This is a genomic window from Synergistes jonesii (assembly GCF_000712295.1).
In the GTDB taxonomy this organism is placed as follows: Bacteria; Synergistota; Synergistia; order Synergistales; family Synergistaceae; genus Synergistes; species Synergistes jonesii.
Map to the genome: position 1 here is coordinate 33,092 of NZ_JMKI01000047.1, position 20,337 is coordinate 53,428.

Sequence of the window (20,337 nt, forward strand, 5' to 3'; positions counted from 1 at the left end):
AGAAGAATGGCAATAGTTGCTATCGTCGGCCGCACCAACGTCGGCAAATCGTCTATCTTCAACAGGATACTCGGCAAACGTGCGGCAATAGTAGACGACCAGCCCGGCGTTACGAGAGACAGACTCTACGGCGAAGCCGAATGGGGCGGAAAAAAATTCTACCTCGTAGACACAGGCGGCATAATGTCGGAGACGCCTCATCAGTTCATGGAGCTGATAGAAAGGCAGGTCGACCTCGCACTCGAAGAAAGCGCGGCCGTCATCTTCGTCGTCGACGGCCGCGCCGGCATCACTCCTACGGACGAGGATATAGCGCTCAAGCTCCGCAGAGGCGGCAAACCCGTCGTCGTCGCGATGAACAAGCTGGACAACGAAAGACAGGAGGACGCGATGCTCGGCGAAGCCTACGCCCTCGGTTTTGACGACGTGGCGGCGACGAGCGCGGAGCACAATACCGGCTTCGGCGAGTTGCTCGACATGGTCGTCTCGAAGCTCGACGGGGAAGAGTACGGCGAAGGCGAGGATAGCGGCGAAATACGCGTAGCGATAGTCGGACGCCCAAACGTCGGCAAATCGAGCCTGCTCAACGCCTTTGCGGGCGAGGAGCGCTCGATGGTCAGCGACATTGCCGGCACGACGCGCGACGTAGTCGACACGGTCGTCGACATAGACGGCCGCAGCATAAGATTCCTCGACACGGCCGGGCTTCGCCACAAAAGCCGCGTCAAGGACAACCTCGAATATTATTCGAACGTCAGGACCTATCAGGCGATCGACCGCTGCCACGTGGCGCTTGTGCTGCTCGACGCGCAGGAGCCGGCGACCGAGCAGGACAAGCGCCTTGTCGGACAGGTGATCGAGCGGGGCAAGGGGCTGATACTCGTCGTGAACAAATGGGACCTTGCGCCGCGCGACGCTAAAACAGGCGACGTGATGACGAAAAAGCTGCTCGACGAGATGCCCTTCGCGTCGTACGCGCCTAGGGCGTTCGTCTCGGCTCTTTCGGGGCGCAGCCTCGGCAAGCTGCCGCAGCTGATACTAAAAGTAGAGGAGAACCGCCGCCGCCGCATCCCGACGGCGGAGCTGAACAGGCTTGTTAAGGAAGTCCTCGTGTTTGAAAGGATGCCTGGCGACGGAAAAGGGCACAGCCTTAAGATTTATTACGCGACACAGGCTGACGGAGCTCCGCCCGCGTTCATATTCTTCGTCAACGACGCGCAGCTTTGTTCAAAGTCATTCAGGCGTCACCTCGACAACACTCTGCGCGAAATGGCCGATTTTTCCGGCGTCCCGCTCAAAATTTTCATGAGAAACAGAGAAAATGCTAAAAATTAGCTTTGTTCAAAGAATTTAACAGAAAAACCCTTGACGTAAAGCGATTTTATCGGTATAAATCTATAGTACTGCACAACGCAGTGTCAATCTTGACTGGAGGTGGCTGGAGTGACAAAGACAGATCTTATCAGCGCGGTGGCCAAAGAAGTAGAAGGTATCACGAAGAAGAAGGCTGCTGAAGTAGTGGAAGCCGTATTCAACGATATCTACGAGTCCCTGAAAAAAGAAGAGAAAGTTCAGATAGTTGGATTTGGCACATTTGAAGTCCAAAAGAGAGCTGCACGCCAGGGACGCAATCCTCAGCACCCGGACAGAATCATCGAGATCCCGGCGAAAAACGTTCCCGTTTTCCGCGCCGGCAAAGCTCTCAAAGAAGCAGTCAACGAAGCAAAAAAGTCGGCCGGCAAGGCGAAGAAAGCGAAATAGCGACAGCATTAGCTTTTGTCCTTTATCATACTGTCAATCGGAAATTCCCGCGGCGTTTTGTCGGCGGGAATTTATTTTTGCGCTGGGAACGACGCCCTTCCTTCATTTGACTTGCAACTGCCGCTGTCATAAAATTCAGCGCGTAGACGGCCTTTATATTTTCTGCCTGGAGATGGTTTTATGACAGCGTTGATCTGGTGCTTTGTAGGTTATCTCGCCGGCTCGTGCCCGGTCGGCTTCCTCGCTACAAAATTCGTCGCTAAAAAGGATATCAGGACGTTCGGCTCCGGCAATATAGGGGCCACCAACGTCGGCAGGCTTATGGGGAAGAAGTGGGCCGTCGCTACCGCGCTCTTCGACATGTTGAAAGGAGGCGCCGCGGTGCTCGCGGCGTCGCTATTCACGGACGGGAGCGACGCGCTCCTTGCGCTCGTCGGAGTCTGCGCGGTGCTCGGGCACAACTTCCCGGTGTGGCTTGGCTTTAAAGGCGGCAAGGGCGTCGCGACGACATTCGGCGTGATAGCCTTCTATGATTTCTTCATGCCGCTTCCGGCCCTGCTCGGCGGCGCGGTATGGTATGTCGTGATGAAGACGACGAGGTACGTCTCTGTCGCGTCGATAGCGGGGCTCTTCGCCTCCGCCGTTTTCACCGCCTGCTTCGGAATGCCGCGCCCTTATACGCTCGCGTCTTTCGCGCTCGCGCTCTTGTCGGCGTGGCGGCACCGCGCGAACATTGCGCGCCTGCGCGAGGGAACTGAAGCAAAAGTAAAATCTTAGGGTACCGCGTCGCGGAAATAAAAATTTATTGTTTTCTTCCGCGCGCAATGATAAGATAAAAAAGCAGACGGCGGCATCACGTTTATCCGGCAGACGGATGGGGGAATATTTATGGCGTTTCTGGATCTGGAAAAAATGTTATCTAAAGGTATAAGCCGCGCGGTGGAGCAGGCGATAAAAAACAAAGTTCTCGAAGCCGTGATGCCGAAGCGACAGAAGGGCTCTGTAAGAAAGCGTGTCGCAGAGGACGAATATATGCGCGAAGCGCGCGCGGCCGAAAATCGCCTCGAGGAAGAATATCGCCCCGCCAAGCGGAAGGGCGCCGAACGCGGAAGCGAGGCGGCCCCGTCCTCCAAAAGCGTGAAGCTTTGCCAGAAGTGCGGCACGCTCTCGCCAAAAAAAATGAAATTCTGCCCGGAATGCGGCACACGCCTTCCCGACGAAACGCTTTACGAGCAGAACGTCGCGGCGCGTCCAAGCTGCCCGCTATGCGGCGCCTTCGTCGAGCCCGGCACAAAGTTCTGTCCCGAATGCGGCGCGGAGATACTGCGCGCGAAAAACGGCGAAGCCGCGGCGGTGCCTGGATGGCCGCCTAAATATGCCGTCTTCCCCAAGTGGAGCTTAGGCGGAAGAGTCGAGTGTGAGGAGCTTAGCGACGGGCTTCACGTGACGCTTGAGCCTGCCGGCTATGATGAATTCGAAGCCTATCGTTATTCGGCGCTCGACGCCGGCTTTCGTCCGAAGGTCAGGGAGGGCGTCGGAGAGTGCCTTTGGCGCGTCTCAGACGGCCGCAGATACGAGATATGCGGGAGCTGCGACGAAAAGGCGGGAAATGTCTCGCTGCTCTTTTCGATATCGGAATAAATTTTTAGCTTAGCGGCAGGAGGGCCGTCGGTGCGTTTATCGTGCCTGCGCCCCTTAAATTATCGCCGAAAAAGTCCATGAATGCGGCGATAGTCTGTGAAAGTCCATAATATATGGAGCAAAATGTACAAGGAGATGGAACGATGTGGCTGTTTAAGAAATTTGTCGGCAATACGAGAAAGCCGGAAGGATTTCTGGGAGCGATGATGATTAGTGGCATGAACTTCGGACATGCAAGGGTGTCCGACTGGGGGATGGGACACTTCCCGAAGCTGGCGCCGCAGAGGATTGCTGATTTGGGCTGCGGCGGCGGAAGAAATGCTGCGGAGCTGCTGAAACGATATACGAAAGCTATTGTGACTGCGGTAGATTATTCTCCGCTGTCTGTAAAGAAGGCGAAGGCATATAACCGGGAACATATCGAGGCGGGCAGATGCATCGTGCAGGAGGGCGACGTCGCGGCGCTGGATCTTCCGGACGAAGCCTTCGATCTGGCGACGGCGTTTGAGACGATTTATTTCTGGCCGGGGCCGGAGGAGTGTTTTCGGGAAGTGCGTCGGATTCTGAAACATGGCGGATATTTTATGATCGTCAACGAATCGGATGGAACGGATGCGGAAAGTTTGAAATATGAGAAGATCATTGAGGGAATGAAGAACTATACGCTTCCGCAGATCACAGAATATCTGCAAAAAGCTGGTTTCACAGAGGTTTGGGACGTTCATCACAGCGAGAAGCCGTGGATCGTCGTGGCGGCAAAGAAATAAACGCTATGATATCAAGCTGTGCCTATAAGCTGAAAAAGATACCGAAGCACTTCTTTATCTAAAAGCAGACATTCGGCGCTTTGGGGATGCAGTGCCGGAATTCTGAGTCTGAGTTTGACATTTCAGCAAAACCGAGTTTTTCAGCGACGAATGAATTAGCGGCGTTACAACAGATCCGCGCTCTTTATGACGTATTCGACTCCGGAAAGTATCGTGAGCAGCACGGCGACCCACATCACTGCCATTGCGAACGGTATGCCGAAGAGGAGCATGATTATTCCTATTATCTGCGTGACGGTCTTCAGCTTGCCTCCCTTGGACGCCGCGATCACGACGCCCTCTGACGCGGCGACCATGCGCAGCCCAGAGACGATGAACTCGCGCGAGACGATGACGACGACCATCCACGCGGGGAAGCGGTGCAGCTCTACTAGCGACGTAAGCACCGCTATTACGAGAATCTTATCCGCTATAGGGTCGATGAACTTCCCCATATTCGTTACGAGGTTGCGCTTGCGCGCGATATAGCCGTCCGCCGCGTCAGTAAGCGAGGCGATGATGAAGACGATGCCGGCTATGATATCCCCGACGTTGGCGCCCTCGATAGAGCCGAACTGTGTGCGGAGCGTTAGAAATACCAGTATCACGGGAGCGAGGAAGACCCGGGAAAGGCTCAGTATATTCGGCAGATTCCAAGGCGACTGCTTTGATGACATAAAAATAATTCTCCTTCTCATTCTTTTGCCGTTGAAGTCCGCGCGGTTCGCGGCGTCGGAACATACGTATTTATAACATATAATTCGCCTTTCCGCACGGTCGAGAGAGAATTTTGTGCGCTTCGCCGACGGCGCCGGCAAATTTCCGCCGCGCCGCGCGAGGCGTGCGAAAATTTTCAGCGCGGCGCGCGCGGGGAATCGTTTTTTTCTCCGCGGATGAAGACTTTCACCTCTTCCCCGCGCGCCCTTCCGCCCTTCAGCGACGAGAGCATGCCGAGCACCACGCCGCGGACGAAGTCGGCGATGAAATCCTTCATCGGAAGCTCGCGGCCGCCGACGAACACCGACGAGCTCCTGTAATTTCCTCCGCGCACGAGCCCCGCTAACTTTTTTGCGATCAGCGCTTCGTCGCCCGCGCCGAAGCGCGCCGCTCCGTCGCCGGGGCGCTTTCTGTCGTAGAGCATGAAGACGCCCTTGACGCCGCCGGGGCGCGGCGTTTCGCTTTCCACCCATATCTTCGGAAGGTCGAGATATTTTCCCCCTTCGAGAATCACGATTTCGCAGTCCGGAAAATATTTCGATACGATATATTCCTGCGACATATCTCTGCGCGATTCTTCGGCGCGCAGCCCATCGTCTCCCCACAGCACCGCCGTGACGCCCGCGCCGCGCAGCTTCGACGTGTCGGGGCCCTCCGCGTCCAAGGCGTCCTCCGAGGTCCTTTTGATGTATCCGGTGCGCACGCCGAGACGCGCAAGCTCTTCGATAAGCCTGCGGCAGAGCGTCGTCTTTCCGCTGTTTTTGAAGCCAGAGACGGCTATCGTTCTAATCATTTTTTATCTCCTCTTTCTCTTTTCGGATAATTTTCACAGGGCGTTTTTATTATGCTGTGGTATATTTCGAGCAGAAAGAGGGCGAGCGAAAGAATCAGCGGCCCGACGAAAACGCCGAGGAAGCCCCACGCGTAAAGCCCGCCGAAGAGCCCGACGAAGATTACGAGCATGTGGATTTTGCTGCCCTCGGATATGAAGAAGGGTTTTATGAAATTGTCGATCGAACTGACGACTAAAAGCCCCCAGATAAGCAATATCGCGCAGCCCGAATAATCTCCGCGCAGGAAAAGCACTATCGAGGCAGGGATCCAGATCGAAGGCGTGCCGACAAACGGTATCATCGCCGTTATGAACATGCAGAAACCGAAAAATACCGGATGCGATAGCCCGACGTACCACCAGCCTAGGCCTCCGAGCGTCCCCTGTATAGCCGCCGTCATTATGATGCCGAAGACGACGGCCTTCAGCATCACGGCGGTGCGCTCGATGAAGCCTCTGCGCTCTTCTTCAGGCAGCGGCAGCAGGTCGCTTGCGAAGTCGAGCATCCTGCTCCCGTCGCGCACGAGGAAGAAAGAGGTGATCGCGACCATCAGGACGATGAAGAAGAGCCCGAGCAGGCTTTCGAAAATGCGGCTCGAAACGGCCGTGAGGAACGAAGTCACGTAGCGCGCGTTGTCTTTGATCAGGGCGTCGACGAAGGGCAGTTCGGATATCAGGTCGAATTTGTCTATGAGGCGCCCGACCACGGGCAGCGTCTTTATCGAGGCGAGCATCTCGGCGTACGACGCCATCGTGAAGCCGCTTTCCATCAGGTCTCTGCTTATGCGGATGGCCTCCTTCGTCACGAATATCGAAAGCAGCGTGATAGGCAGAACCATAAACACAAGGATGACGCCGGTGCTTATCGCCGCCGCGACGTTCTGAAACCTTCCGCGGAAGACGCGCGAGTGAAGATATTTATATACGGGGTAAGCGAAGTAGGAGAAGAGTATCGACCACGCCAAGGGTACCGCGAGCGGCCTGACTATATGCCATGAGATCATCGCGAAGAAAGCGAGCAGGACGATCATCGGGATAAGGCTCGTGCGGATTTTTTTTGCAGCGACAGCGTATTTGTCTATGTACACCGGTACTCCTCCAAGCGTGGCATCTTACGATAAGTATAATTCTTTTTCCGCGCTGCCGCCATAAAATTTCGCGCGCCCGGCTTGCGGCGGAGAAGAATGCACGCCGCTTGCCAGCCGCATGCCTTTTCTGTTAATATATATCTGCCCTGGCACGGACAGCGCGTCAACATAACCTGCCTGAGCCGGAGGAAATAGGGCGCGACAGGCCCGGAACGGAGTGATTTGAATGATAGAGAAAGAAAAGAAACAGGCGATCATCGAAGAGTACAAGACCCACGAAGCCGACACGGGGTCGACCGAAGTCCAGGTGGCCATCCTCACGGCGCGCATCCGCGAGCTGACGGAGCATATGAAGGTCCATCAGAAGGACTTCCACAGCCGTCGCGGGCTCCTCATCATGGTAGGCAAGCGCCGTCGTCTTCTGCAATATCTTAAGAGCAGAGACTTCAACCGTTATCAGACGCTTATTCAGAGGCTAGGCCTGCGTCATTGATTTTCTGCGAATTTCGAAAAGATCGGTAATTCAGCTGGCGAAAGGGATATTCCTTTCGCCATTTTTTTGTTTTTTGTGCTATCCTTCTTAATGATGAATAAAACGGGAGGAAGAAAATGAAAAAGATTTATGAACTTGATTTTTACGGCAAGAAGATGTCCTTTGAGGTAGGGCGTCTCGCAAAGCAGGCGAACGCGGCCGTCCTCGCCAGGCACGGCGACACGGCCCTGCTCGTGACCTCGGTGCTTGCCGAAAAGGCGCGCGAGGGGATGGATTTTTTCCCTCTGCTCGTCGATTATGAAGAGCGCTACTATTCGGCTGGGAAGGTTCCCGGCGGATACATCAAGCGCGAAGGACGCCCTTCGGAATCCGCTATCTTGAGCGGACGCATGATCGACCGCTCGATTCGTTCGCTCTTTCCCGAGTGGATGAGGAACGACGTACACGTCGTGGCGACGGTGATGTCCGTCGATCAGAAAAATCCCGCGAACATACTTGGAATCAACGGCGCCTCATTCGCGCTCGCTATCTCCGATATACCCTGGGACGGCCCGATAGGCGCGGTAAGAATCGGTTGTCTCGACGGCAAACTCGTAGTCAACCCCGACGAATCCGACCTTCCGAGAAGCACCCTCGACCTCGTCGTCGCCGGCCACAAGGGCGGCATCACGATGGTCGAGGCGGGGGCGAAAGAAGTCTCTGAAGAGCTGCTGGTCGACGCTATGGAACTCGCCTCTGAAGCGGTGCGCAAAATCGTCGAATTCATCGAAGGCGCCGTCACCGAGATAGGCAAGGAGAAAGTTCAGCTGCCGGTCCCCGAGGTCATAAAAGAGATAGACGATTGGATGAGGGAAAATCTCACGGACGAAATCTACGAAGCCGTGCAGATAAACCAGAAACAGCCGAGGGGCGCCGCGATCGCGGCGGCACAGCAGAGGGCCGAGGAGCGATTCGCCGAAGAGTATCCCGATTCGCCGAAGTACATCGCTGGCGTGATGGACGAGATGGTGAAGAAGGCGGTGCGCAGGCTGCTCGTCGTCGACAGGAAGCGTGCCGACGGGCGTGCGATGGACGAACTGCGCCCGATAAGCTGCGAGATAGACATACTGCCGATGACTCACGGCTCGGCGCTCTTCACGCGCGGCGAGACCCAGTCGCTCGGCGTGACGACGCTGGGGATGATCGGGCTCGACGACCAGATGATGGACGGCCTGAAGATAGACGAACCAGCTAAGAGATTTATACTTCACTACAACTTCCCCCCCTACTCGGTCGGAGAAGTCCGCCCGATGCGCGGCCCGGGACGCCGCGAGATAGGGCACGGCGCTCTTGCGGAGCGCGCGCTGCGCGCTCTCTTTCCCGAGGAAGAGGAATTCCCCTACGTCGTGCGTCAAGTGTCCGACATACTCGAATCCAACGGCTCGAGCTCGATGGCGTCCGTCTGCAGCGGCAGTCTTTCGATGATGGCGGCCGGCGTGCCGATCAAAAAGGCGGTCGCCGGAATCGCTATGGGGCTCATAGCCGACGGTGGAGAGATGTGCATACTGACGGACATACAGGGCCTTGAAGACCACTACGGAGACATGGACTTCAAAGTCGCCGGGACGCGCGACGGGGTCACCGCGCTGCAGATGGACAACAAGGCCGGCGGCATCAACCGCGACATACTCACGCGCGCCCTCGCCCAAGCGAAGAAGGGGCGCTTCCAGATACTCGACATCATGGACAGAACGATCGCCGCGCCGCGTCCGGAGCTTTCGCCGAACGCGCCGAAGATCATCACCTTCAATATCGATCCCGAAAAGATTCGCGACGTCATCGGCTCCGGCGGGAAGACGATTCGCGGCATAGTACAACAGACGGGCGCTAAGATCGATGTCGAAGACAGCGGCAAGGTGAGCGTCGCCGCCGTCAACGAAGAATCCGCGCGCCTGGCGGAAAAGATCATAAGAGACCTCGTCCGCGATGTAGAAGCCGGAGAGACCTTCGTCGGCACTGTGACGAGGATGCTCTCCTTCGGTGCCTTCGTCGAAGTGCTGCCCGGAAAAGAAGGACTGCTGCACGTCAGCGAGGTAAGCAACTACCGCGTGCCGACGATCGAAGACGCCTTCGGGATCGGCGAGAAGGTGCTTGTGACGGTAAAAGAGATCGACGACATGCACCGCGTCAACCTGAGCCGCAAACGCCTGCTCGGGCAGCTCGACGAGCTCGCGCTCAACCCTGAATTCGCGGCGCAAATTCCTGCCGAGAGAGCGCGCGAAGAAAGGTATTCGCACTTCCCGAAAGGCGGCGAACGCCGCGAAGGCGGGCACGACCGCGACAGGGATCGCGGCGACAGGGATCGCGGCGACAGGGGCGACCGCGGCGAAAGAGGAGAGCGCGGAGAGCGCAATTTTGACCGCGACAGGGAACGCGATCGCAGCCGCGGCTTCGAACGCCAGCGCGGCGGCGATTTTGAAGAAGAAAAGCCGCACAGGCCGGCGCGCCGCTTCGAAAGGGAGCGCAAAAATTAATGGCCGAGCATATCACGGTCAAAGTAAAGACCGCTGAGGGCGTAACGCTTCCGGCATACGCGACGGAAGGCTCCGCCGGTATGGACATACGCGCTTGCGAGCGCGTGGTAATAAGGGCCGGAGCGCGCGGCTGCGTCGGTACCGGGCTCTACCTTGAAATACCGCGGGGCTACGAAGCGCAGGTGCGGCCGCGCAGCGGCCTCGCGCTGAAACACGGCGTCACGGTGCTCAACGCGCCGGGGACTATCGACTCGGATTACCGCGGAGAGGTGCGCGTGATCCTCGCGAACTTCGGCGAAAACGATTTCACTATAGAGTCGGGAGAGCGCATCGCGCAGATAATTTTTGCCGCGGTGACGCAGGCTCGGCTTGAGACGTCGGTCGAGCTTGGCGGCACCGAAAGAGGCGCCGGAGGCTTCGGCAGCACCGGCAGAAAATAAAAGCGACGCTCGCGCGGCGGTAGCGTTACAGGCACCGGCTCCGCTCGAAGGCCGATTAGCGGAAAATCGCACCGCTTGACAAAAGCTCGAGCAGGCGGTATAAAGACACTCGTTGTCGGATAACTCGCGATGACGGGAAGAGTAAAAGCGACGCTTCGCTCCAGAGAGGAGACCATGCTTACGCATAGCTGAGAGGTCTTTGCGGAGAATGCTTTGAAGACCGCCCCGGAGCGGACGCCGAAGCCACAGGGATAAGGCGTCAGGGTGCGCCCTTCACAGCGCGCAGAGGGCCTTTGCATTGAGGGCCGAAATGGAGTGGAACAGCGAACTACAAGCCGCCTCCTGTTGTGGAGCGCGGCTTTTCTTATTCAAAGGGGGAGTATATATGGCAGTATTTTCAACGCCTGACGGCAAGAAATTCGAGGCTGATAGCGCGACCGTACGCCAGCTTCTCGAAGCATGGCGTCTGAAAAAGGCGATAGGAGCGACCGTCGGCGGAGAGATAGTCGACTGCGATAAAGTTTTCACAGAGGACACGGCTTTCACGCCGCTCTTCCCGGACTGCGAAGAGGGGCTGCAGCTTCTGCGCCACTCGACGGCGCACCTTCTTGCGCACGCGGTGCTGCGCCTCTATCCCGAGGCGAAGTTTGGAATAGGGCCGGCGATAAAGGACGGCTTTTATTACGATATTCGCTTCCCACAGCCGATATCCGACGAGGATCTGCCGAAGATAGAGGCGGAGATGCGCAAAATCTCGCAGGAAAAGATTCCCCTCGTGCGCAGCGAGCTGACGAAGGAAGAAGCGGTCAAAAAGTTCTCGGAGATGGGTGAGGACCTGAAGGTCGAGCTTATCGAAGGGATAGAGGGGCAGGCCCTCTCCATTTACACCGAGGGAGACTTCAGCGACTTCTGCCGCGGCCCGCACGTCCCTCACACAGGCTGCTGCAAATTCTTCAAGCTGCTATCGATAGCCGGCGCGTACTGGCACGGCGATGAGAAGAACGAGATGCTCACGCGCGTTTACGGCACCGCGTTCGGCTCAGAGGAGGAGCTCAAGGCCTATCTGAAGAGGCTCGAAGAAGCCAAGGCGCGCGACCACCGCAAGCTCGGCAGGGAGCTCGACCTCTTCAGCCTTCACAACGAAGGCCCTGGCTTCCCCTTCTTCCACCCGAAGGGCATGGTCGTCATGAACGCGCTGCAGAACTTCTGGCGCAGGGAGCACACAAAGCGCGGCTACGTTGAGATAAAGACGCCGATGATCCTCGACCGCGACCTCTGGCTGCGCTCCGGCCATTGGGATCATTACAAGGAAAATATGTATTTCACTGAAATAGACGACATGCCCTTCGCTATCAAGCCGATGAACTGCCCAGGCGGCATACTCGTCTACAAGAACGACATACACAGCTACCGCGAGCTGCCGATACGCATGGCGGAGCTCGGCTTCGTGCACCGCCACGAGCGTTCCGGCGCGCTGCACGGCCTTATGCGCGTCCGCGCGTTCACGCAGGACGACGCTCACATCTATTGCACGCCCGAACAGATAAAGGATGAGATCAAGGCGATAATGGAGCTCGACCGCTACGTCTACCAGGATGTATTCGGCTTCAAATATCACGTGGAGCTTTCGACGCGGCCGGAAAATTCTATGGGCGACCAGGAACTCTGGGACCTCGCCGAGCGCTGCCTAAAGGAAGCTCTCGAAGAGACGGGCACCTCCTACAAGCTAAACCCCGGCGACGGCGCCTTTTACGGGCCGAAGATAGACTTCCACCTCGAAGACTGTATCGGGCGCACATGGCAGTGTGGAACGATTCAGCTCGACTTCCAGATGCCGGAGAAATTCGACATGACCTATATCGGAAAGGATGGGGCGGAGCACCGCCCGGTCATGCTGCACAGGACGATTCTCGGAAGCCTCGAGCGCTTCATGGGTATCCTGATCGAAAACTACGCCGGAGCTTTCCCCTTCTGGCTCGCGCCGGTTCAGGCGAAGCTGCTGCCGGTGAGCGCCGATTACGTCGATTACGCCGAAAAGATGGCCGGCAGGCTCAAAAACGCCGATATCCGCGTTGAAATAGATACGCGCGACGAGAAGCTCGGCAAGAAGATTCGCGACGCTCAGCTGCAAAAGATCCCCTATATGCTGGTAATAGGCGCCAAGGAAGCGGAAAACGGCACCCTCTCGGTGCGCGAGCGCAAGGCCGGCGACCTCGGCCCGATGACCTTTGAAGAGTTCATAGCCCAGACCGAGAAGGAATTTGACCCGATCAACAAAAAATAGCATAGTTTTAAGGGAGCGGGGCCGAGAGTTCCGGCTCCGCTCCTATCGACAGGATCCTGAATATAGGGCGCTGCTGTCCGCGCGATTTTAATTTTTTAAATCCGTCCTCCTTTTAATCTAAAAATTTGCGTTTATTCGCGTCGATGTATGAAAGAATTATGTATAATTTCAAGAAAAATTAATAAAATGGTTGAAAATTATGTAATTCTCCTTGACAAGAATTAAGTTAAAGTATAATGTATCATCGTCGGCAAAAGCCGATGTTTTAAATATTTCCTGTTGGGAGGCAACACCTTGAAAAGCAACGGCACAGTAAAATGGTTTAACGCAACGAAGGGTTACGGATTTATCACGACCGACGAGGGCAATGATGTCTTTGTACACTTCAGCGCTATCCAGGGAGACGGTTTCAAGACGCTTGACGAAGGTCAGAAGGTAAGCTTCGAAATCACGCAGGGCAGCAAAGGCCCGCAGGCTTCCGACGTAGAAAAACTCTAAGTTTCCGCAGTATTTCTTTATATTATATCCCGTTATTTTATAAAAGAAATCGAGTCAAGGGAGAGCACATTAACCGCTCTCCTTTTTTTGTTTGTATAAATTTTCCTTTGACTATTGTTGTTAATTGTTATAGATTAGTATGCGCCGGCGTTTGTTCCGGCGGATGCAAAACAGCAGATAACAGGAGGAGCTCCATGTCTCTAATAAAGGACAAACAGCTTTCGTACGACAGACTTCGCCGCGTCGCAGACATCGAGGCGCTTGGATTTAAAACAACAAAGGGAATCGATAAACTTACGGGCCTTATAGGGCAGGAGCGCGCGGTGCGCTCGGTGGATTTCGGCCTTTCGGTGCAAAGCAAGGGCTACAACATTTTTGTGGTCGGCGAACCCGGCTGCGGCAGAACGACGTACATGCTCTCCGAGCTGCGCCGCGAAGCCGAGAAAATGCCGGCGCCCGACGACTGGGTGTACGTTTACAACTTCGACGACCCGAGCCAGCCGCTCGCGGTTAATCTTCCCGCCGGAAGGGGACGCGAGCTGGCGAAAGACGCGGACAACGCGATAGAGGAACTTAAAACCGCGCTTTCTAAAGCCTTCGACAACAGCGAGTTCGAAGACAGCAAGGCGCAGCTTGTAAAGACCTTTCAGGAAGAAGTAAATAAAATCATGGAAGACCTCCGCAAATGGGCGGAGGAGAAAAACTTTTCAATCAAGCGCACGCCGCAGGGCTTCGTCAACCTGCCGCTGATAATGGCGCCGCCGCTCCCGCAGACCGAGAGCGAAAACGCTCAGCCGGCAGCCGAGCCAGAGGCGAAAAAAGAAAGCGACGGAGACGAAAAGCCTCAGATTGTGCGCCGCGAGATGCAGCAGGAGGAGTTTGAAAAATTATCCGAGGAGCAGCAGCAGGCCCTTCAGAAGGTTTCAGAGGAAATTTCGCAGAAAACTCTCGAGAAGCTGCGCGTGATACGCGAGCGCGAGAAGGAGCTCAAAGAGAAGATAAAGGAGCTCGAGGGGCAGATCTGCAAGGTCGCCGTCACCCCGATAACGTCGGAGCTGAGCGCGAAATATGCGCCGAATGAGAAGCTATCGAAGTGGTTCGATGAGTTCACCGAAGACATCAGCGCGAACTTTAACGTCTTTCTCGCCTCCGCCCGCGACGAATCGGCGGAGATAGATTTCACGCGCTACGAGGTGAACGCGTTCGTATCGAACGACCCGAAGGGCGGAGCTCCCGTCATATCGGAGACGAACCCGATATATTACAACCTTGTCGGCAAGGTCGACTACGAGAACAAACAGGGCAATCTCTATTCGACGGACTTCAGGCACATCCTGCCCGGCGCGATGCACAGGGCGAACGGCGGCTTCCTGCTGCTCGACGCCGACGAGCTGCTGCGGCAATTCATGTCCTGGGACGTGCTGAAGCGCGTTCTGCGCTACCGCGAGCTTTCGATAGAAAATCTCGGCGAGCAGCTCGGCTATATCCCCGTTTCGACGCTGAAGCCGGAGCCTATCCCGATCGATATGAAGGTGGTCATCGTCGGGACGCCGTACCTCTATTACCTTCTGAACATATACGATCCTGAGTTCGGCAAGGTCTTTAAGATCAAAGCAGAATTCGATTCCGAAATGCCGCGCACGCCGCAGAGCGAATACCAGATCGCGCAGTTCATAGCGGGCTTCGTCGAGCACGAAGGCGGGCTGAATTTCACGGCTGCGGCGGTCGGCGAGGTCATCGAATGGTCCTCGCGCCTCGCCGAGGACAGGAACAAGCTCTCGACGAAGCTCAACAAGATCGCCGAGACTCTCGTGGAAGCCACGGCCTACGCGAAGGCCGGCGGCAAGAAGCTCGTCGGGGTCGAGGACGTGCGCCGCGCTATAGAAGAGAAGCTCTACCGCGTGTCGATGTGGGAGGGCAAAGTCCTCGAGGAGTACCGCAGCGGCGTGATACGCATAGATACCGAGGGCTCCGTCGTCGGGCAGATAAACGGGCTGACGGTGTCGCAGCTGATAGACAACTCCTTCGGCTCCCCCGTGCGCATCACGGCGAACGTATTCATGGGCGAGCCCGGCGTCGTGAACATCGAGCGCGAGGTCAGCATGACCGGTCCGATACATAACAAGGGGCTGATGATTCTTTCAAGCTACCTCGGGCGCATGTACGCGAAAAATTATCCTCTTTCGATCGCGGCGCGCATAACCTTCGAACAGACCTACGGCGGAGTCGAGGGAGACAGCGCTTCGTCGACCGAGCTTTACTGTCTGCTTTCGGCGATTTCCGGCATCCCCCTCAATCAGTCTATCGCTGTCACCGGCTCCGTCGACCAGCAGGGCAATATCCAGCCCATCGGGGGCGTAAACGAAAAGATCGAAGGCTTCTTCCGCTACTGCAAGGCGCGCGGCCTGACAGGAAAACAGGGCGTGATGATTCCTTTCCAGAACGAGCAGCATCTGATGCTTTCGCATGAAGTCGTCGAGGCGGTTAAGAAGAATAAATTCCACATCTGGAGCATCTCGACAATAGACGAAGGGATAGAGATTTTGACAGGCGTAAAGGCGGGAGAGCCCGATGAAAAGGGGGCGTACCCGAAGAAGAGCGTACACGGCCGCGCGCAGGCCGAGCTTGAAGCTTGGGTCGAGCGCTCCTTCCGCTACAAGAAGGTCATGAACGACCGCGTCGACCCGCCGAAGAAAAGGAAGAAGAAGGCCGCAAAGAAAGCCGTCATAGAAGCGAGCGGTGGAAGATAATGGCCGAGGTGCGTCACGCAAAGGAGATTCTCGACGCCCTGGAGGCGCTTTACGGAAACGAGGCGCGTCCGGCGTCCGACTTTTGCTATGAGGAGCCGCTCGACGACCTCATCGTGACGGTGCTCTCGCAGAACACCAACGATAAGCTGCGCGACATAGCCTATAAAAATCTCAGGAAAAGATATCCGTCGTGGGAAGATGTGGCGTCGGCGGAGCTCGAAGAGTTGAAGGAAGTAATAAGAATCGCAGGAATGAGCAGCGCCAAGCCGCCGCGCATCCAGCGGATACTCGCGGCCGTGCACAGAAAGTTCGGCCGCTATTCGCTGAAGAGCCTGCGCGGCTGGAGCCAGCCTCAGGTCCGCGAATACCTGACGTCGCTCCCAGGCGTCGGGCCGAAGACCTCGGCGATCGTCGAGTGCTTCGACTTGGACATGCCGGGTTTTCCGGTGGACACGCATATAACGCGCCTTTCAAAGCGCTTCGGCTGGGCAGGCGAGAAAGAGCCGCCCGACAAGATACAGGCGCGCCTTGAGGCGTCGCTGCCGCCGGAGCGCTTCCGCGGCGGACATCTGAACTTCCTTGCGCACGGCAGGAGTCTTTGCGGCGCCAGGAAATTTTTATGCGCCGAATGCGCGCTCATCGAATGGTGCGATTTCGGCAAAAAAACGGTTGGCCATGGAGCCCGCTGAGTATAGAAAAAAATTTCTGGGAGCGGCGGAGCGCCAGGGCTGGCGCGACGCGGAGGGCATAGTATGCGCGCTTTCCGGCGGCGGCGATTCCGTCGCTATGATGTGGCTGATGAGAAAATTTTTCAAGGGCAGGATAGTCGCGGCGCACCTCGACCACTGTACGAGGGAGGGGGCCTCTCACGACGACGCCGCCTTTGCCGCGTCGCTCTGCGCGGAGCTGGGGGTAGAGTGCGCGCTCAAGGCCGTCGACGTCCGCGCGGCCCGCGCACGGGGCGAGTCCTTCGAAATGGCGGGACGCCGGGCGCGCTACGAGCATTTCAACGCCGTAGCGGAGCGCTACGGAATAAAATTTATCGCAGTCGCGCACAACGCGAACGACGTCGTCGAGACGCAGCTTTTGAACCTCGCACGCGGCAGCGGTATAGCGGGGCTGCGCGGTATCCCCGAAAGGCGGGGCAACATCGTCCGCCCCGTCATAAGCTTCACGCGCGAAGAGCTGCGCGCAATACTGAAGGATAACGGTGTAACGTGGCGCGAGGACTATACGAACGACGAAACGGACTATACGAGAAACAAGATCAGGAATACGCTTATCCCTTGGATAAAGGAAAATTTAAACGAGGGCTTCGAGCGCGTGATGCTCGGCCTCGCTAAGCAGGCCTGCGAGGAGACGGAGGAGAGAATTTCCGCGGCGCGCGCCGAGATCGCGAAAGCGGCATTCGCGCTTCCGCCGGCTCTCGCCGCGTGGCGCACCGAGGGCCTTGCCGCGCTGCCGAAACTGACGCTTGCGGAGATGCTTCGGACGCAGGGCGCGGAGCTCTCGCTCCCAGCTCTCCCGCGCGCCCGCACCGAGGAGCTCGTATCTCTGATAAGGCGCGGCGGAGCGTGGCGCTTCCAGTGGGCGCGCGACATAGAAGTCTGCTATTCTTCCCGCGGCGTAGGCTGGCTTCACCGCGCGGATATAAGAAGCGGCAAAAATAGCTGCGAAAAAAAAATTCCCTGGTGGGCGAGAGCGCGTGAAATATGATATTATTCTTAACTGTTTGAATAATGTTTTTTACGCATCGAAGGGAGCGCTGGATTTTGAAATACAGGATAGGCAGAGTTTTGATCTCGGAAGGGCAACTCCGCGAAAAGGTCAAGGAACTCGGCGCGCAGATACGCGAAGATTATAAGGGAGAAAAAGTCATCTTCGTCTGCGTGCTTAAAGGCGCCGTCATTTTCTTCGCGGACTTGCTCCGCGAGATGGGGCCGGAGGTAGACGCCCAGTTCGATTTCCTCGCGATATCTTCCTACGGCGCTTCTACGGTGAGCAGCGGCATAGTAAAAATACAGGAAGATCTGAGTACCGATATCCACGGCGAAAATGTGATAATAGTCGAAGATATACTGGATACGGGGCTCTCACTCTCTTACATCAGCAAGTTGTTGAGGGAGCGCGCTCCGAAATCTCTTGAGATATGCGTCCTGCTCGACAAGGAAGAGCGCCGCACTCAGCCCGTGAACGTAAAGTATACGGGCTTCAAGATTCCCGACGAATTCGTTATAGGCTACGGACTGGACTACGCCGGGCACTTCCGCCACCTTCCCTCGGTGCATATAGCTGAGCCGGCTGAATAATTTTCACCGCGTGCGCTTCGCAGCGGAGCAACGGAAAGAGAGGATATGTATTGAAGAAGATTTCTAAGAATGTGGGGATGTATATCGTCCTCATCGTGCTGGCCGTGACCCTTGTAAATGTGTTCCTCGCCCCTGAAGCCAAAAAAACTCAGGGAAGGGAGCTCCTCTCCTACAGCAAGTTTTTGAGCGAGGTCAACGCCGGAAGCGTGGCGAAGGTGAAGATCGACCACGAGGAGCTCACGGGCACCCTGAAAGACGGCGGAGAATTCACCACCTACATCCTCGACGCTTCTACGCTTCCCGCGGTGATAGCGGAAAAGGGCGTCGAAGTCGAAATAGTCCCGCCGCCTAAAAATTCTTGGATAACGGCGCTTCTGACGTCGCTCCTTCCGACGCTGCTGTTGATAGGGGTGTGGATCTATTTCATCTACAACATGCAGGGCGGCGGCGGAAAAGTCATGAGCTTTGCGAAAAGCAAGGCGAAGCTCTTCCTTGACAACAGGCCGAAGGTGACCTTCGCCGACGTCGCCGGCTGCGACGAAGCGAAGGAAGAACTCGCCGAGGTCGTCCAATTCCTGAAAGACCCGGCGAAATTCACAAAGGTCGGCGCGAAAGTTCCACGCGGCGTGCTGCTCCTCGGCGCGCCCGGGACCGGTAAAACGCTTCTTTCGCGCGCCGTGGCCGGCGAAGCGGACGTCCCCTTCTTCAGCATAAGCGGCTCAGACTTCGTTGAAATGTTCGTCGGCGTCGGCGCCGCGCGTGTGCGCGACTTGTTTGAACAGGCGCGGAAATATCAGCCCTGCATAATCTTCATCGACGAGATCGACGCCGTCGGACGCCACCGCGGCGCGGGACTCGGCGGCGGGCACGACGAGCGCGAGCAGACGCTGAACCAGCTGCTCGTCGAAATGGACGGCTTCGACGCCGGCGCGGGAATAATCCTCATCGCTGCTACGAACAGGCCCGACATCTTAGACCCGGCGCTGCTGCGCCCGGGACGCTTCGACAGGCAGGTCGTCGTCGACCGCCCCGACGTGAACGGGCGCCGCGACATCCTGAAAGTCCACCTGCGCGAGATGAAAGTAGAAGACGACGTAGACCTCGATGTGCTGGCCCGCCGCACCCCGGGCTTCGTCGGCGCGGACTTGGCGAACCTCGTCAACGAAGCGGCGCTACTCACGGCGCGCAGAGATAAGGAGAAGCTCGGCATGCCCGAATTCGAAGAGGCGATCGATCGCGTGCTGGCCGGTCCGGAGCGCAAAAGCCGCATAATCAGCAAAAAAGAGCGGGAGATAATAGCGTACCACGAATCGGGGCACGCGCTCGTAGCCTCGAAGATAAAGGGCGCCGACCCAGTGCACAAGATATCTATCATTCCGAGAGGGCATATGGCGCTCGGCTATACGCTGCAGCTGCCCGAGGAGGACAGGTTTTTGATATCGCGTCAGGAGCTCTCCGACAAGATAACGGTGCTGCTCGGCGGCCGCGTCGCGGAAATGATCCGCTTTGGCGACGTGACGACGGGCGCCTCCAACGACCTTGAGAGGGCGACGCAGATAGCCCGCCAGATGGTGACTCAATACGGCATGAGCGACAAGCTCGGCCTCGTGACGCTCGGCAGGAAACAGCATGAAGTGTTCCTCGGCCACGACATAGTCGACGACCGCAACTACAGCGAAGAGGTAGCGCATACGATAGACCTGGAGATCCGCGCGATAGTGGACGGAGCGATGAACAAGGCGAAGGGGATTCTAACCGAGAATCGTGAGCGCCTCGAAGAGATAACTAAGCTTCTTCTCGAAAAAGAGATGCTCGAGGGCGACGAGCTCGACGAGCTGCTCGGCTATCCGAAGAGGGAACACGCGGAGGAAAAGCCGCAGGAAGAAGAAAAGCCGGGAAATAAGGACGAAAACGGCGAGGATAAAAAAGATGGAGAGGAAAAGGACGAGGAACCGGAGGATAGCGTCGTAGGAGAAGAGACGATGAGCCTTTCGCCGAACTTAGAAGACGGGGCCGACAACGGCAAACTGAACGCCCCGCTCGACGACGGAGACGAAGAAAAGAAATAAAAACTGCGCCGCCTTCGGGCGGCTTTTTTGTATCAAGCAAGCTTTCTCCTTCCTATTGCCGTAAGATTAGGAAGGTGCGCCGATCCCATTGAATGCGGTCTTTTGATTTTCAGGTAATTAAGAAAGGCCGTTCCGA

18 protein-coding genes are annotated in these 20,337 nt (G+C 56.7%); 15 read left to right on the plus strand and 3 right to left on the minus strand.

Annotation, left to right across the window (positions count from 1 at the left end; translation table 11 throughout):
- Window positions 1-6: 6 nt before the first annotated feature.
- The 5 genes from der (at window position 7) to EH55_RS10995 (ending at window position 4,169) form a co-directional block, all read left to right on the plus strand.
- Entirely contained in the window at window positions 7-1,335 is a 1,329-nt protein-coding gene (der, locus tag EH55_RS10975; RefSeq protein WP_037977810.1) for a ribosome biogenesis GTPase Der, read from the plus strand.
- Window positions 1,336-1,443: 108 nt separating this feature from the next.
- Complete coding sequence (locus EH55_RS10980) at window positions 1,444-1,761, plus strand: HU family DNA-binding protein (protein WP_037977812.1); 318 nt, start codon at window positions 1,444-1,446, stop codon at window positions 1,759-1,761.
- Between the two features lie 180 nt (window positions 1,762-1,941).
- Window positions 1,942-2,538: a glycerol-3-phosphate 1-O-acyltransferase PlsY gene (plsY, locus tag EH55_RS10985; protein ID WP_037977815.1), complete on the plus strand. Its 597-nt coding sequence runs from the start codon at window positions 1,942-1,944 to the stop codon at window positions 2,536-2,538.
- 111 nt (window positions 2,539-2,649) lie between these two features.
- Window positions 2,650-3,402, plus strand: coding sequence for a zinc ribbon domain-containing protein (locus EH55_RS13615; RefSeq protein ID WP_051682848.1), 753 nt, complete (start codon window positions 2,650-2,652; stop codon window positions 3,400-3,402).
- Between the two features lie 143 nt (window positions 3,403-3,545).
- Entirely contained in the window at window positions 3,546-4,169 is a 624-nt protein-coding gene (locus EH55_RS10995; protein WP_037977817.1) for a class I SAM-dependent methyltransferase, read from the plus strand.
- 164 nt (window positions 4,170-4,333) lie between these two features.
- On the opposite strand, the gene pgsA is transcribed toward EH55_RS10995, so the two are convergent.
- From pgsA to EH55_RS11010, 3 genes are all read right to left on the minus strand, one after another.
- Window positions 4,334-4,885, minus strand: coding sequence for a CDP-diacylglycerol--glycerol-3-phosphate 3-phosphatidyltransferase (pgsA, locus tag EH55_RS11000; protein WP_037977996.1), 552 nt, complete (start codon window positions 4,883-4,885; stop codon window positions 4,334-4,336).
- A gap of 176 nt (window positions 4,886-5,061) precedes the next feature.
- The gene (locus EH55_RS11005; protein WP_037977819.1) at window positions 5,062-5,718 is read right to left on the minus strand and encodes a molybdopterin-guanine dinucleotide biosynthesis protein B; all 657 of its coding nucleotides are present in this window, start codon (window positions 5,716-5,718) and stop codon (window positions 5,062-5,064) included.
- Complete coding sequence (locus EH55_RS11010) at window positions 5,715-6,845, minus strand: AI-2E family transporter (protein WP_051682849.1); 1,131 nt, start codon at window positions 6,843-6,845, stop codon at window positions 5,715-5,717. The genes EH55_RS11005 and EH55_RS11010 overlap by 4 nt, the downstream gene beginning before the upstream one ends.
- Before the next feature lie 226 nt (window positions 6,846-7,071).
- Between EH55_RS11010 and rpsO the strand changes: the two genes are divergently transcribed.
- From rpsO to ftsH, 10 genes are all read left to right on the plus strand, one after another.
- Window positions 7,072-7,338, plus strand: a complete 267-nt coding sequence (gene rpsO, locus EH55_RS11015; RefSeq protein WP_037977821.1) for a 30S ribosomal protein S15 — start codon at window positions 7,072-7,074, stop codon at window positions 7,336-7,338.
- 116 nt (window positions 7,339-7,454) lie between these two features.
- A complete protein-coding gene (locus EH55_RS11020) occupies window positions 7,455-9,851 on the plus strand; it encodes a polyribonucleotide nucleotidyltransferase (protein WP_037977824.1) in 2,397 nt (798 codons plus the stop codon).
- Window positions 9,851-10,291, plus strand: a complete 441-nt coding sequence (gene dut / locus EH55_RS11025; RefSeq protein ID WP_037977826.1) for a dUTP diphosphatase — start codon at window positions 9,851-9,853, stop codon at window positions 10,289-10,291. The genes EH55_RS11020 and dut overlap by 1 nt, the downstream gene beginning before the upstream one ends.
- 385 nt (window positions 10,292-10,676) lie before the next feature.
- Complete coding sequence (gene thrS, locus EH55_RS11030) at window positions 10,677-12,575, plus strand: threonine--tRNA ligase (RefSeq protein ID WP_037977828.1); 1,899 nt, start codon at window positions 10,677-10,679, stop codon at window positions 12,573-12,575.
- Between the two features lie 294 nt (window positions 12,576-12,869).
- The gene (locus tag EH55_RS11035) at window positions 12,870-13,073 is read left to right on the plus strand and encodes a cold-shock protein (protein ID WP_037977829.1); all 204 of its coding nucleotides are present in this window, start codon (window positions 12,870-12,872) and stop codon (window positions 13,071-13,073) included.
- Window positions 13,074-13,267: 194 nt separating this feature from the next.
- The gene (locus EH55_RS11040; RefSeq protein ID WP_051682850.1) at window positions 13,268-15,823 is read left to right on the plus strand and encodes an ATP-binding protein; all 2,556 of its coding nucleotides are present in this window, start codon (window positions 13,268-13,270) and stop codon (window positions 15,821-15,823) included.
- On the plus strand, window positions 15,823-16,512 hold the full coding sequence (locus EH55_RS11045; RefSeq protein ID WP_037977832.1) for an endonuclease III domain-containing protein: 690 nt from the start codon (window positions 15,823-15,825) through the stop codon (window positions 16,510-16,512). The genes EH55_RS11040 and EH55_RS11045 overlap by 1 nt, the downstream gene beginning before the upstream one ends.
- Window positions 16,499-17,539 carry a tRNA lysidine(34) synthetase TilS gene (tilS, locus tag EH55_RS13620; RefSeq protein ID WP_051682851.1) on the plus strand — a complete coding sequence of 347 codons (1,041 nt, stop codon included), beginning with the start codon at window positions 16,499-16,501 and terminating at the stop codon, window positions 17,537-17,539. The genes EH55_RS11045 and tilS overlap by 14 nt, the downstream gene beginning before the upstream one ends.
- A 56-nt stretch (window positions 17,540-17,595) precedes the next feature.
- Entirely contained in the window at window positions 17,596-18,132 is a 537-nt protein-coding gene (hpt, locus tag EH55_RS11055; RefSeq protein ID WP_037977834.1) for a hypoxanthine phosphoribosyltransferase, read from the plus strand.
- Between the two features lie 50 nt (window positions 18,133-18,182).
- Entirely contained in the window at window positions 18,183-20,201 is a 2,019-nt protein-coding gene (gene ftsH / locus EH55_RS11060) for an ATP-dependent zinc metalloprotease FtsH (protein ID WP_037977836.1), read from the plus strand.
- Window positions 20,202-20,337 lie beyond the last annotated feature (136 nt).